Genomic DNA, 13,648 nt, shown 5'->3' with positions numbered 1-13,648 from the left:
CGTGAATAGTCTATGAATTATTGTTTTTTAACGCACATTTATTTATAAACATTCAACCTTGTAGGAAGGAATGAATCATAGGATGGTGGTATCTACTGCCATGCTCAGTCATATACCTATTTTTCTACAGGCTCCCCAGCTTTTCCCCAATGGGTTTTTGGAATCTCGGTTACGAGGACTCTTATATTCTCCTTCGGTGAATCTAGTGTTTCGGATACGGTGTTCGTAACATTACGAATTAATTCTGCCACTTTTTCTTTTGTTCTTCCTTCCATCATTTGCACATGAATAATAGGCATTCAATCCAACTCCTGACATTTTTTTAAATTCGTATTGGAAAAGGATACTTCACCAACCCATCAAATTTCCCGATTACAATATCCCCAGAGTTTAACTTAACTTAACTGCAGCTGCAGTGCCGAAAGTTAGAATTACATCGCCATTACGAACCTTTAAATCCCTGCACTTAATGGTTATATCAAATTCTAACAACTTATTAGCTATTCAAGCAACTCAATTGATTGGAGCCTAATGCAGCCGCACGAAATCCGAAGAATAGAATCCGAAGCCAACTAATGGAATACCATTGAACGATAAACGAACCAAAACCGTAATACTTCTTAAGAATATAAATTTGATGTTCGGAAAACATAATGTTGAGGTGTTCATATGAATCTAGATCGTGCCAAAAAAATCCTTACTTCCGACCAAGAAATAGCAGTACATTATCATGGAATTCCTATTTGGATTGAGAGCATAGATGATATATCAAATAAAGCGATTGTATCCGAACGAGGAATTCATAGTGAGAGACAAATCGTACCGATTAATGATTTGGAAGAAACAGGAGAGTATTATACATGAATAGGTACCATTTAAAACAACCTTTTAAAACAACCTTTTAAAAAGGAAACATGTTCTAATCTCCATTATCATCAACTAATTCTGCACATCATGTCCAAAAAAATCCCACCTATAGGTGAGATTTTTTTATGTTTTCACTGGTTCCCCTTTTGCCTCAAATATCGCTTATCATTCATAAATAAACTCCAAAAGTAAATAAAGCCAGGGAAGAGGATTGCAAATCCTACGATATAGGTGATAAACACCGCCCTAAAGGAGTTAGGGTCTGTAAATGCCGACTCAATTGTAACATTTGGATAGATGATATACGGCAAATGGGCCTTTCCATAGACATAGCTTGCTATCAGATACTGAAAGGTAACGGCAACAACAGCGAGTCTTGGCATGCCTCGTTCCCCTTTTTGAAAAGGATTTGGCGCATATAACCCGTATCCAATAATTAAAAAGAAGCCGACCGAGATCAATAGTAACGGAAGATCCTCCATCATTTTATTGTATAACCAACCAGCCTCACTTTTTAAGGTAATCACAATTAGCAATGCCATAATTAATGATATCGGACCAAGAATTTTTCCATCCCGAAGGTACACTCGGTAAGCTTCCATTTCATTTGAAGCCTTTGAATAATCTGCTAATAATAATGAAGAGAGAAAAAGTGTGCTCGTGATCGCAAACCCGATGAAGGCATACTCATTGGGACTCGAAAAGAGCTTACTAAGATTTAAATTCGCATTGCCATCTACAAAATCAACATAGTGACCATGTGTAATCGGCAATACACTAATTAACAGGCCGGGAATAATGATTCCTGCAATACCAGAAATGTAGGTTAACGGCTTTTTATATTCCGTCGCAATGTTTGAAAAAACTAAAAATGCACTCCGTAATGCCAGTAATAGAAGGATTAAACTGCCGGGAATCAGTAGTATGGTCCCCAGAATATTGGCCGCACTTGGAAAAAGGCTGTAAATAGCAACCACCAACGCAACAATAAAGGTATTTGTTACTTCCCAAGTAGGTGATAAATAGCGATTGGCAATGTTCGTTGCTTTCGTTTTTTCCCGGTTGATGTAAACCATTGACCAAAAGCCGGCTCCAAAATCCATTGTGGCCATGACAGCGTAGATGAACACGAACCCCCACAGCACGGTAATTGCAATAAGAGCATCAGCCATATGTTTCTCCTCCTACGAATTTGAACTAAATAATGGGATGCTTTTTTTCTCTGCACGCTCGATATCATCTAATTCTGTGTTTTTTCTAAAGAAGTAGAGTAACACAAGCACGACAGAAAGCCCTAAGATCATGTAGACAATAATAAACGATACAAAAAGTGGACCTAAGTTGGTTGCCGTCGTTGCAGACTCTGCCGTCGATAAGATATGGTAGATTACCCATGGCTGACGGCCTGTGCAGGCAAAAATCCATCCACATTCAATGGCGATCACTGCCAGCGGACCGGTTGTTACAAGCCCCCAAAGAATGACCTTCGGGTAATGTGCTTTTTTAAAGACTTTTCTCCAGAGGAAAATGAGTAAAGGAACCATAATCAGGGCGGAGCCGATGAACACCATTCCATTAAAAAGAGTATGAATGAATAATGGCGGCCATAGCTCTTCTGGATAATCGTTTAAACCGACAACCACCGTATCAAAACTGTTCCCGGCGAGAAAACTCAGCGCCCAAGGTATCTCGATAGCTCCTTTTATTTCTTTCGTTTTTGGGTCGGTAAAACCACCTATGGCTAAGGGTGCATGGGATTGTGTTTCAAATAACCCTTCGGCTGCTGCTAATTTTTCTGGCTGGTATTTATGCAGGTATTGAGCAGATTCATGTCCATTTAAAGCGGTTAGAAAAGCAAAAATCCCCCCCACTACAAGACTTAAAACCAGTGCTTTTTGATGAAACAGATATACTCTCGATCCGATTTTATTTTTCATCATTTTAAAAGACGCAACAGACGCGACAACAAAAGCTCCTACTACATAGGCAGACAATGCCACATGTCCGGCTGTAACAAAGAAGCTTGGGTTAAAAAAAGCAGCCCAAGGGTCAATATCGAGGAATTTCCCATCTTCATAACGGAAACCAGCCGGTGTACCTTGGAAGGCATGAACATTGGTAATTAAGACGGCAGAGGACAGTGCCCCAATTGCCACCAGAACTAAACTAACGATTCGCATCCAAGGAGCTATTCTTTCTGCTGCATAGACGTAGATCGACATAAACAATGCCTCAATAAAAAAAGCATAGATTTCGATTTGGAAAGGAAGAGGCATTACTCTACCTATCACTTCCATAAAACCAGGCCAAAGTAACGATAATTGCGTACCCGCAATCGTACCGGTGGGAATCCCAACACCAAGTAAAACTGCAAATGCTTTAGTCCAACGTTTCGCCATTACTACATAATCTTGATCTTTTGTTTTTTGATAGAGAAGCTCTGCAGCCAAAATCATGAGCGGCAAACCGACGCCTATCGTGGCAAAAATTATATGAAAGGCCATTGTCGTTCCAAATAAGGAACGGGCAAATAATAAATCACTCAAATTGAATTCTCCCCTTACGTATCATGGTCTTGATAATTATTTCCAAAAGAACCATTAATATGTAGAGTAGGTGATTTTTCAATAAAAAAATCTCACCTTCAATTTTGACGGTGAGATTTTTTTATTTACATATTGTGACCCAAAGTTGGCATGTCAGAAATGATTGTTGGATCAACCATTCCTGAGATATAGCGATTGGTGCATAGATTAGAAACATACAAACAAAGAATGCGTGAACCTTTAATTTTTCTTCTTGTGATTTGTTTTTGTAAATAATTATTAACAGTGGAAAGTGCAGGTGTTTTCGCTTTCCACTAAATTTAATTCGTAACAGCCTCGCGTTTGCGCTTTTTCTCCATTTGCTTTTCGTGCGCACGGGAGTGGGCACGGTGGCGGTCTTCTTCCACTTCTTTAGACATTTGAACACCCATTGGTACTGTAGTTGCCGCAATTTCTTTAAGCCCTTGCTGGTCTTTCTCAAAAACAAATGACGCTCTTGTTGAAATATCTGCTCCCTGCTCAGTTACAAATGGGACTACACGGTAATCTGCACGCCATTGTTCAGGAGTGACCCGGCAGCGAACGTAACCGCGGTAATTATTAAAAAATTTGATGTGCGGGTTATCCTCTAAAGATTTAGCCGTATCTGCCCGCCAATCTGAGCCATTTCCACCCGAAGTAATCGATGTTCCAACAAATTCTGCTCCAAAAATCGGAGCCTCTAGATTGTTGTAATCTGTCGTAAGGTTTGAAGCCCAACTTGCATGGACATCTCCAGTAAGAACGATAACATTGTTGATGTTATTACCAGCAACGAAATCCGTAATGCGCTGACGCGCGGCCGGATAGCCATCCCATGAATCCATACTGAATTTTGGTGCAGTGATGCTTCCAGATTTACGCTGAGCAAAGAAAATCTGCTGGGCAAGGACGTTCCAATGAGATTTAGAGTTTCCTAAATTATCAAGCAGCCATTTTTCTTGCTCTGTCCCAAGAAGAGTGCGTTTTGGATCCAAAGATTCTGGTGTATGAGCTTTTGATCCATCACCATTCGCCTGGTCATCACGGTACTGGCGCGTATCAAGGACATAGAAATTCGCCAAATCACCATATGTAAAATCCCGGTATAATTGCATGCCGCCATCGTGAGGCAATGACGACCTTCGGAGCGGCATATGCTCGTAATAAGCTTGGTAAGCAGCAGCACGGCGTTTGATAAATTCTTCTACAGACTGGTCTTTTTCTGGAATGACATTTGCGTAGTTGTTTTCCACTTCATGGTCATCCCATGTAACCACCCACGGGAATGCAGCGTGAGCAGCTTTGAGGTGTTCATCAGAACGATATTGGGCATGGCGATTGCGATAATCTTCAATCGTGATAATTTCGTCGCCTTTATGGGCACGGACATTGCCCGTTGGTGAAAGATACTCGTTCGTACCGTATTCATATATGTAATCGCCAAGGTGGAATACAAGATCAAGATCCTCTTTCGCCAAATGCTTGTAAGCAGTAAAATAGCCGTGCTCATACTGCTGACAGGAAGCGAATGCAAATGTCATGCTTGCTACGCTGGCACCTGCTGCCGGTAAGGTTTTTGTTTTTCCAACAGGACTTATTTCATTACCAGTCTTGAAACGGTAAAAATAAACACTATTAGCCTTCAGGCCGCTCACTTCTACATGGACTGAATGTGCGAGATTAGGAGAAGCATGTTCCGTACCTCGTTTGATTACGTTTCGGAAGTTTTCGTCTGTGGACAGCTCCCAATTAACAGGAACGACATGAGCTGGCATTCCTCCACCGTTTAACGGATCTGGAGCTAACCTTGTCCATAATACGACACTGTCTGACAGCGGATCTCCTGAAGCAACACCAAGAGTGAAAGGATATTCTGTGAAATTAGGAGCCGCCTCTACTTTAAATCCTCCCAATGATTGAGCAATGGTCAGCCCTAGGGACAAACCTGCGATCTTGCCGGCTCCGTGAAGAAAGCCGCGGCGGTCTAAATTTTTCTTAAAGTTTTGTTCGTTAAACTTCCTAATCATTTCTTCCAAATTTGTCATGACTTTTCCCCTCTCAGATTACATATTTTTACCACAACTAAGATTATAACTATGATTTGTTAAAATATTATGAAGATTGTAAATAGAAAAATAGTATGTTGTACGATAGGTGGTTCATTTATAATAGGCCTTTCAATATAGATAGGAATAAAAATTACTATTATACTACATAGTTTTTTCTAGCAACTGCTAATCTATTGATTTTCAATAGTCATACTCTCTTATTTTTATTAATATTATTTTCACGAAAAACTTACAAACTAGCATTCAGGTTATTATACATAATGCTTCTTGGCTCATATGGGTGGCTCAAGTAAATTAAAAATCCCACTTTCCATACGGAAAAGTGGGATTTCTACGTTAATTCTCATATTACAATTTGTTACCTTACCTGAGTAACTTCCTCACCCTGGTATATCCGGAATGCCGGAACAATCGTGTCGGAGACTATTTCTTTTCCTTTTTCACGAATGAAATCCAATTTATAATAGGCTTCGAATCTTTGGCTGATTTCTGTTTTTACCAGCTCAGGCGGGGTGACGACGATGAATTGGAACTTCAGTTTTTCGGCCACAGCGAAAATCGGGTCAAGGACATGTGCTGAAGCAGCCTGTCCAAATGGATTATCACAGACCAACGGAACCCAGCTTTGATCGGTTTCGCTTTTAACCGATAATAACATCATCATCATGACCATTCGGGCGGACAGTTTTTGACCTCCACTGCCATCCGATTTCGTCTTAGAACCTTGATTAATGGTCTGCCAAGTGGAATAATGCTCCCTTTGCGGCTTTCCGTACATAAAAGCATTATCCGTTCGCATGTTGTAGACCAAAAGCTCAGGATAACGATTTCTTAGTGAAACAAATAATATTTGCTCATCACTAATCAGTTGTTTTATTTCTTCGTCTAATGCCCGATTTTGATCATCAATTAAATCAAATTGTTTGGTAATTTTGTTAATCGCAGCAACAAAATGCTGTTTTAGCAGTGGTTCGATATCTTCAGGCTTTTTAGGTAAGATATCCTCTCTTAGCTGAACAAGCGGAAATGATCCTCGTTCATTCTTCAGTTTCATCTTTGCCACCATCGAACGAATCGCCTCTGATATGCTCATCACTTTCATACTGGCACGGCTTGCCCAGAAGTTTTGAGCCTTTTCTGCTCTTTCCTTATCGCGCTCTAATTGTTCCAAACCGCTCTGTGAAAAACGCTTCATATTCTTAACAATGCTCTGGATATGTGTATAATGCCTTGTATCCAAATGGTCTAGTGTGGTTAATACTTCATTTTTAAAACGAATCTCCCAATCTTTTCCTTCAATGGTGAGCTTTAAATTGCGCAATGATTGGTCAATTTTCGCATGCTTTTCCTGGCCTTCTTCTTGAATGGCTTGATGTTTTTCACACCAAGATAAGATACATACTTTCCCTTGACTCTTAATTTTTTCAACATCATCATTCGTAAATACAGCAGCTTCCTCTTTAAGGATAACCGATAGAGTTAATAAGTCTCCTTCAAAGCCTGCAATATTCGTTTCTGTTTCTTTTTGAACCTTCTCAGCTTTCTTTACTTCCTCTTTCGTGACCTTCGTTTGGTCTTTTATTTCTACTTCTTTGATTTCTAAGTCAAGGTCTTCCCAGGCTTCTGGCTGTTTTTCATGCTTTTCAATCTTTTTTCCTAATTTATCACGCTGTTCGATTGCGTGCTTTAGGCTTGTTTCAGCAACGGTTACTGCAGTGCCTTGTTCCCGTTCTTCTTTTTCTGCTGTCTTCGCTTCCTTTTGAGCACTTTGCAACATGTTTTCTAATATACTGATTGGTTCTTCAGGTTCAGCCGCATTTTTCCAATCCTCATCATGTGTATGGAGTTTTTTCTCTAATTTCTTTTGCTGCTTTTGCTCCGTTTCCTTTCTTGCTTGAAGAACAAGTAATTCCCTTGCCTGTTCTTCTTTTGATTTTTGCAGCTGTTTTAGCTCTTCGATGCTTCGATTTATCTCTTGTAATAAATGTGGTGATAATCGAGGGACCTCTTCACTTTGGTCACCTTTTTGTTCAGCAGGAAAAACGGCTTCTTCAATAAAGAAAGCAATTACCTTAATATTTTGTTCGGTTGTAAGTTTCCATTCTAGGTATGTTTGATTCCACTGGTTTTGAAGTTCAACTGTATGTTGGTGCACTTTTCCTATTTCTTGTTGCTTAGAATCTAATGCTTCCTTCTGTTTCTCTTTTTCTAGTTTCACCCGTTTATTTTCTTGGTGCTGCATTTTTTCTAGGTCAAAACCCTCTAAAGTTTTTACATTTCTTGTAAGCTTTTCTATTTTGCCTTGTGTCTTTTCCAGCTGTTCTTTTATAGTAAGCTGGAATTCTCTTTCTTTCTCTTCCTGTATCTTAATTTCTTGTAGTTTCGTTTTCAGAGAAAGAAGAGCATTTTGTTCCTGGATCATCTCTTTTTCGATATCAATAGAAAGCTCACTTGATGAAAAACGATCGATTTCTTTTAAAATACGACGCAAGGATGTTTCTGTTTTTTCAATTTCAAAGAGTGTATCTTTCCTATCTTCTATTTGTTTAGCAATCTTTACTTTCCAGCTGGTGAATTGATTTTTATCGGTTAAAAGCTCCTTCTCGTTTCCGTTAAGGATGACAAATGATGGGTGGTGCTGTTCATTGTTCATTTCTTCACGCAAGAAAATTGGAACAGGACTTTTAAACATTCTTCCTGAAAGAACCTGCTGGTTGATTTTTTGCCATTGCTGACCGCTTACGACCAAACCGTATGGAAGGAGCGGATGCGTGATAAGGGTATCCGCTAATTCTCCGGGACTTAATGACTGAAGAAATTGAGTACCATAAAAGACATCAATACCAGTCTTCTCATCTATCCATTCCTTTAACTCTTTCACATCTTTATTAGCAATCCAGAAGGGCTCATCGTTTAAGGAATGATCGAGTTGCGTTTCCCAAAGTTCTTTTTTCATTTGTTCAGCTTGCTGGCGGTTATTGCTCAGTGCTTCTTCTATTTGTAAGCTATACTTCGATAAGAGCGAGTGCGTAAACGGGACTGTCACATCATCTAATAAACCATGAAGCTTATCTAAAAGTTTTGATTCTCTTTCTTTTTGCTTTTCATTTGCGAGGTTTAATTCCTCACATTTTGCGTCTGAAAACTGAATCGATTGGACGAGAGTACCATGTGAATTTGCTAACTTGTTCTGCTTCTCGTTAGATTCCTTATTCTTTAAATGGAGCTCTGCTAATCTTGCTTTTTTCTCGTCAATTTGTTTCAAGAAACTATTGGTTAACCCCTTTAAGTCATAGGTTAAACGATCACCAAATTCTTGAACGAGTGCAGCTTCCTTAGAATCAAAGCTATACATTTGTGTATATAGAAAATCAATTTCTGTACCAAGCTGTGCAATGTCTTTTGTCTTTTGTTTATCTTGCTGCGACAGTTCCTTTGCTTTTTTAGTTAAGAACTTTTGATATCCTGCATACTGTTTCATCCCTTCCTGTAACGATAAAAAGGCATCCGCCCACTGAGATCTTGCTAATTGCTTAATTTCGTCCATTCTTTGATTTACTTGCTCTAAACCGCTATTTTGCTCTAACGTCGCAATCTGCTGTGAGAGTGAAACAATGCTCTGTTCGTTTTCATACCATTCTTTTAATAAAGCTTGAAAGGCAAGTTGTTCTTTTCTTTCCTGTTTCTCTATGACTATCCCTTGTAAGGTAACATGTTTTTCCTTTTCTTGTACTAACTTCTTTTCCCAATCCATGATCTCTCTGTGAGCTTTTGCAAACTCTAAATTATCCTTTTGATAACGTAAATCAGCCTGCTTAATAATTAGTTTCTCTATGTCTTTCTGTAAAGTAAGCAAACGCTCCTCTTCTGATTGCTTCAAATGCTCTAGCGCACCAAGAAGCTGCCTTCCTGTCTGTATACTTGCTTGAACAATTTCTTTATGTTCTACCCCACTAGCTAAGTGCTCTTCAAAGGGGACAATGTCTTCTAAAAACTCTTTATGCGCTTGCTCTCTTTTTAAAAGTACTGGCAGATCCTTTGCAATACTTGCCTGACTCTTAAATATCTCCACAAGATCGTTTTTTTGATGCTCGGTTCGATGTAAGACTTGACTTACAGTAGGGATGATTCGTTTTTGGAACAGAGAATGATCATCCTCAGCTCCCTCGAAATATTTCCCAACGCCGCCTTCATCCTTATTAATGTCCTTCATAATATCCCAGTCTTTACGGTTAATACCGTATGTATCAAGGATGCGATAGTGCTTCTTCGTATCTCGGTAAACGTCATATCCATTCCATTTTAAATAGTCTTTTAAGCTTTCAGTTTCAGCAACCTCACCATTTTCATAGAGCGGAATATGCTCAAGCGCGGCTTCTTCCTTCCGATCAAATTCTCTTGTATAAAATGTTATATTTGGAAGAATCTTAGATTCCTGTTCTAATGATTTACTTTCGTTTTCATCAGTCATCGAAATCCGCTGCTCAGCTGAAAACATTCCTCCGGTGATCAAATGGCGGCGGTCACCACCGTCCAATTCCCACTGAATGAGAACATGAAAGGTATAGGGAATAAACTGCTCTTTATTATTAAAGAAGAATTGCTGATAATAACGATTGTTTTGCTTACCCCAAGAGGTTCCTGGTTTAAGAATTTGGAAAATGGTCTGCAGGAAAACACCTTTTCCCCCGCCATTCATCATGGCAATCAGACCATTTGTTGATGTTTCATCGTTATGAAAATTAAACGTCGTATCTTTATATTGTTTTTGCATGCCATCATACTTGAGGCCGACAATTCTAATTCGATGGATTTTCGGCATGCTTCTCCTCCTCTGATGTCATTAACTTTTTAAAAAGTTCATAACGGTCATAATCGTGATACAAGTATTCAATCCGCTCAAAAAGCTCATTTCTAGGAATAACCTTGGCAATATCGTCCCGATCTAAAATGACGATAAGTCCCTCTGTCTCTAATAATCGCATAGCACCCGCAATTAATCCGATTCTCGTCCGTCTATTCCCTTTTTTTAATCCAAAATCGTCCGTATCGACCTCCATGTACTTCCATGTGGTCACCACTTCCTTCATATCGATCCGTTCTTCTTCCCCGAAGGTCGGTTGATTTTTAAGAATACTTTCCCATTTAATGATTAATTCATTGATTTGTCGTTCTAAAGCGTAGAAGCTAATCCCTTCCCGCTTTGTACGGATTTTTGCCGCCTGGTTGCGATCGATGGCTGCTAAAAAACACATAATGATGATGCTAATTAGATGAAAATGTTTTTTCGTTTCCACTTGCTTGTGTTTATCTTTCAAATGGGTGAAATTCGTAGCAAAGACGGAACCAGTTGGCTGAACAACTAAATGGATACGTTTAGGCGCTTCAATGATATATGTACCGGATTCGTCTGCTAATAAAAGAACAGTCTGTCTCACTTCTGGATCAAAATAAGTCTGGAAATGTTCACTATTCTCGTCGATGACTTTATCTTTTAATAGTGTAAAGTAGACAGCTGACGCTTTTTTGATACTATCCGCGTTCATCTCTTCTCCTCCTCAATACATATTTTAAAAGGGGTTATTTTCATTTGATACCATAAGAAAGGCTCGGCTCGGTGATCAAACATCGTGAAGATTTTAAAGCCTTCAAACATTTCAAATTGTGGATACTCCTTCATTAGTTTATAGAGGAGAATTTCTCTCTCATCACTTAAGGTTTCTTCCTTTCGTTGAAGCACTTGGATTTTTAACGGCTTTTTATCGAACATCATCCACAAATCAATCGTTTCAGATTCTTCAAACCATAAATCCTGTACTTCTAACGGTAGTTGCTTTATATCTGTTAACGAAAACTCACCGTTGGTTTGCAAAAATTGAAAAACATAACTCCATGCTTTTATCACCGAATCCCAGTTCGTCACGCGCGGATGAGTAATACTATCCTCTGTCTCATCCTCAATAATAGTTTCAGATAATGGTTTTTCATTGAATTCCTGCTCCCCCCAAATCCAATCGAGAGGCAAAATAAATTCATTCTTTGGCGAAAATAAAGGAGAAAGGACTTTTTCTAAATCTGTAAAAGCATGAACCCCTTCCTTCAAGAACCAATTTTCATAAAAATGCTCGCGAAATGAAACCAGACTGTTTTCCCAAAACAATGAAGGATTTTCCGCTTTTAATTTCATCTCATAGGAGATATTTTGAATGACCAGTTTGGCAAAACGGTCGTGCAATTGTCTGGTATGGCCAATTTTCTCCTGAAGAAGAATTAATTCATTCTGGATATAATCATCTTCTTCATTTCTACGTTTTGTCTTATCGATCATACTCGTTATGGTCCGAAAGTGATTTTTTTCTTCTTCAAATTGCTTTTCTATTTCAACACGATTGTCTGCTCTTTGCCATTCTTCTTCAATCAATAAGATTTTGGGATTGTTGATCATTTCCTTTTGGAAGGAGAATTCATTTGCCATTAAGCGGTTTACCCGTGAAATGAGGTGATCGAGGTTACGAGTAGCTTTTCTAAAATTACCATTCTTAATCAGCTGCATACTATAGAGCTGTTCAATCGTAATGGAGAATTCCTCCGCCATTTCTCTGCTGATAAAAATCATTTCCTGAGCGACATCCGTCAGTTTATAAACAATCGTTCCGCCCATCTCTAAATTTGTGTATAATTCATCCATCGTGACATATCTAAATGTCTGCGTCTCCCAGGATTGTCTTATTTCATCATAATATAGAGCTTCAAACGGTTTACTATATTCTTCTTTACCTTGATACAGGAGCCCGCTGGTAATCCGTTCCACCTGTTTCTCATCTGCTAAAAGCTTCATTTGTTTTATAGAGTCTTCTACCATATACCTGATATCTGCTTTTCGCCGATGATCATCATCATTTAATTCTCGGTAAAAGATAGTAAGAAGCACGTGCATAAGAATGGTTTGTATATGGGGTTTCAATTCCCCTACTTCCATTCCCCTCCCAAGCTCAAACAGTGGATTTAGTCTTTGCACACGCTTGCCGAATCCTTCCCATGATTCGTTCACTGCCATCTCCTCCATGTTTCAATTGTTAAAACTTCTTGCGGGATCCGTTTGTTTTCCTGCCATAATTGCTTTAATACCTTTTGCTCCTCTTCGGTAAACCATTGAAAGAAAGCATCGCGGTAGTTGTGATTTTGTGTTTGGCCTTGTTTTTGATTGTTTCTTTTATCCAGACATTCGAACATTTTACGATAAATTTTCAAGGCAGGCTGAATACAGCAATCCGGGTATTTTCCGATCAGCCTGCTAATGATACCGTATCCGGCAGCATCCAGATCACCTGCATAATAGAAAAGATAGTTGTTCGGCGGAAACATTCGAAAGAAAAAGGAAAAGCTTCGTTCAATTTTCGTACCTTCACCATAAATAATCAGTTCAGGTTCATAATCCAGTCGGTTTGCCTCCAATAACTTAATAGAAGTATGAAAGAAAGATAGATTCTCAACAATTAGTACTCTCTGAATATCTTTCATTTCTTTCCCTTGTTTCATCCAAAATACAAAGGGCTCTCCGTAGTTCACCATTTTAAGCTGGTCTTCTGTTACTCCAATCCTTGTTAAAAAACCTTTTCCCTCAGGAAAGCTATCAGCGTCGAGCAAGAATTTTTCATGGCCAAAGAGCTCTAAACTTCTTTCTTCTACTGAGACAACTTCCCGTTCCTGACTCGATTGGAGAAAGGTATAGACATGCTGAATGTGTTCCCATTCCTCTATCGTTTGCCATTCGGGATGCCGTTCATAAAAAGAAAAATCAAACTGGTCACTTAGTTTCATCATCGCGAGGCGATCCCATTTGGCTGACTGATCTTTTATATTCACCCAGTAATATAAGGGGAGCGCTGGATTTCTGCCATTATATTGATTATTTTGTATAGGAATTAGTTGTCCTTCAGCTGTCAAGGTTTCGATGGCACGGTAAAATAATGTATAACCGTCCATATCGAAATAATCATCCGTAAGCTTCCGTAACTGGAATTCTAAATCGTTACTATTAATTTTCTTTTTCTGTTTAGGGTGCTGTATATCAGCTATGAAACCTCTCACCCGTGTTTCAATGATGTCGATTGTACTCACCTGCTTCATTTCATAGAGTCTTAA

General features: G+C 39.0%; 9 protein-coding genes. 1 reads left to right on the top strand and 8 read right to left on the bottom strand.

Features of this window, described 5'->3' with window-relative positions:
* Positions 1-116: 116 nt before the first annotated feature.
* The gene (locus AC2TFD_RS10765) at positions 117-299 is read right to left on the bottom strand and encodes a 4-oxalocrotonate tautomerase (protein ID WP_335513891.1); all 183 of its coding nucleotides are present in this window, start codon (positions 297-299) and stop codon (positions 117-119) included.
* Between the two features lie 370 nt (positions 300-669).
* Here AC2TFD_RS10765 and AC2TFD_RS10760 point away from each other — a divergent pair, with 370 nt between their 5' ends.
* Positions 670-864, top strand: coding sequence for an H-type small acid-soluble spore protein (locus AC2TFD_RS10760; protein WP_335513892.1), 195 nt, complete (start codon positions 670-672; stop codon positions 862-864).
* A 134-nt stretch (positions 865-998) separates the two neighbouring features.
* On the opposite strand, the gene AC2TFD_RS10755 is transcribed toward AC2TFD_RS10760, so the two are convergent.
* The 7 genes from AC2TFD_RS10755 to AC2TFD_RS10725 all read right to left on the bottom strand — a co-directional run bounded on the left by AC2TFD_RS10755 (position 999) and on the right by AC2TFD_RS10725 (position 13,633).
* Positions 999-2,039: a cytochrome d ubiquinol oxidase subunit II gene (locus tag AC2TFD_RS10755; protein ID WP_484675621.1), complete on the bottom strand. Its 1,041-nt coding sequence runs from the start codon at positions 2,037-2,039 to the stop codon at positions 999-1,001.
* Between the two features lie 12 nt (positions 2,040-2,051).
* The gene (locus tag AC2TFD_RS10750; protein WP_484675620.1) at positions 2,052-3,413 is read right to left on the bottom strand and encodes a cytochrome ubiquinol oxidase subunit I; all 1,362 of its coding nucleotides are present in this window, start codon (positions 3,411-3,413) and stop codon (positions 2,052-2,054) included.
* A 320-nt stretch (positions 3,414-3,733) separates the two neighbouring features.
* Positions 3,734-5,479, bottom strand: coding sequence for an alkaline phosphatase D family protein (locus tag AC2TFD_RS10745; protein WP_484675619.1), 1,746 nt, complete (start codon positions 5,477-5,479; stop codon positions 3,734-3,736).
* 382 nt (positions 5,480-5,861) lie between these two features.
* Positions 5,862-10,325 carry a hypothetical protein gene (locus AC2TFD_RS10740; protein WP_484675618.1) on the bottom strand — a complete coding sequence of 1,488 codons (4,464 nt, stop codon included), beginning with the start codon at positions 10,323-10,325 and terminating at the stop codon, positions 5,862-5,864.
* A complete protein-coding gene (locus tag AC2TFD_RS10735; protein ID WP_335515034.1) occupies positions 10,303-11,049 on the bottom strand; it encodes a DUF6063 family protein in 747 nt (248 codons plus the stop codon). Before AC2TFD_RS10735 ends, AC2TFD_RS10740 begins: the two co-directional genes overlap by 23 nt.
* Complete coding sequence (locus tag AC2TFD_RS10730; protein ID WP_484675617.1) at positions 11,046-12,560, bottom strand: hypothetical protein; 1,515 nt, start codon at positions 12,558-12,560, stop codon at positions 11,046-11,048. The genes AC2TFD_RS10735 and AC2TFD_RS10730 overlap by 4 nt, the downstream gene beginning before the upstream one ends.
* A complete protein-coding gene (locus tag AC2TFD_RS10725; RefSeq protein ID WP_484675616.1) occupies positions 12,551-13,633 on the bottom strand; it encodes a Wadjet anti-phage system protein JetD domain-containing protein in 1,083 nt (360 codons plus the stop codon). The genes AC2TFD_RS10730 and AC2TFD_RS10725 overlap by 10 nt, the downstream gene beginning before the upstream one ends.
* Positions 13,634-13,648: the final 15 nt, after the last annotated feature.

This window comes from Neobacillus sp. plas4, assembly GCF_057221695.1.
This window is presented reverse-complemented; position numbering and strand designations above follow the sequence as displayed.

Coding starts and splice junctions, on each gene's coding strand:
- AC2TFD_RS10735 (WP_335515034.1), bottom strand. CDS start 11,049: ATGAACGCGGATAGTATCAAAAAAGCGTCAGCTGTCTACTTTACACTA.
- AC2TFD_RS10760 (WP_335513892.1), top strand. CDS start 670: ATGAATCTAGATCGTGCCAAAAAAATCCTTACTTCCGACCAAGAAATA.
- AC2TFD_RS10740 (WP_484675618.1), bottom strand. CDS start 10,325: ATGCCGAAAATCCATCGAATTAGAATTGTCGGCCTCAAGTATGATGGC.
- AC2TFD_RS10730 (WP_484675617.1), bottom strand. CDS start 12,560: ATGGCAGTGAACGAATCATGGGAAGGATTCGGCAAGCGTGTGCAAAGA.
- AC2TFD_RS10765 (WP_335513891.1), bottom strand. CDS start 299: ATGCCTATTATTCATGTGCAAATGATGGAAGGAAGAACAAAAGAAAAA.
- AC2TFD_RS10755 (WP_484675621.1), bottom strand. CDS start 2,039: ATGGCTGATGCTCTTATTGCAATTACCGTGCTGTGGGGGTTCGTGTTC.
- AC2TFD_RS10745 (WP_484675619.1), bottom strand. CDS start 5,479: ATGACAAATTTGGAAGAAATGATTAGGAAGTTTAACGAACAAAACTTT.
- AC2TFD_RS10725 (WP_484675616.1), bottom strand. CDS start 13,633: ATGAAGCAGGTGAGTACAATCGACATCATTGAAACACGGGTGAGAGGT.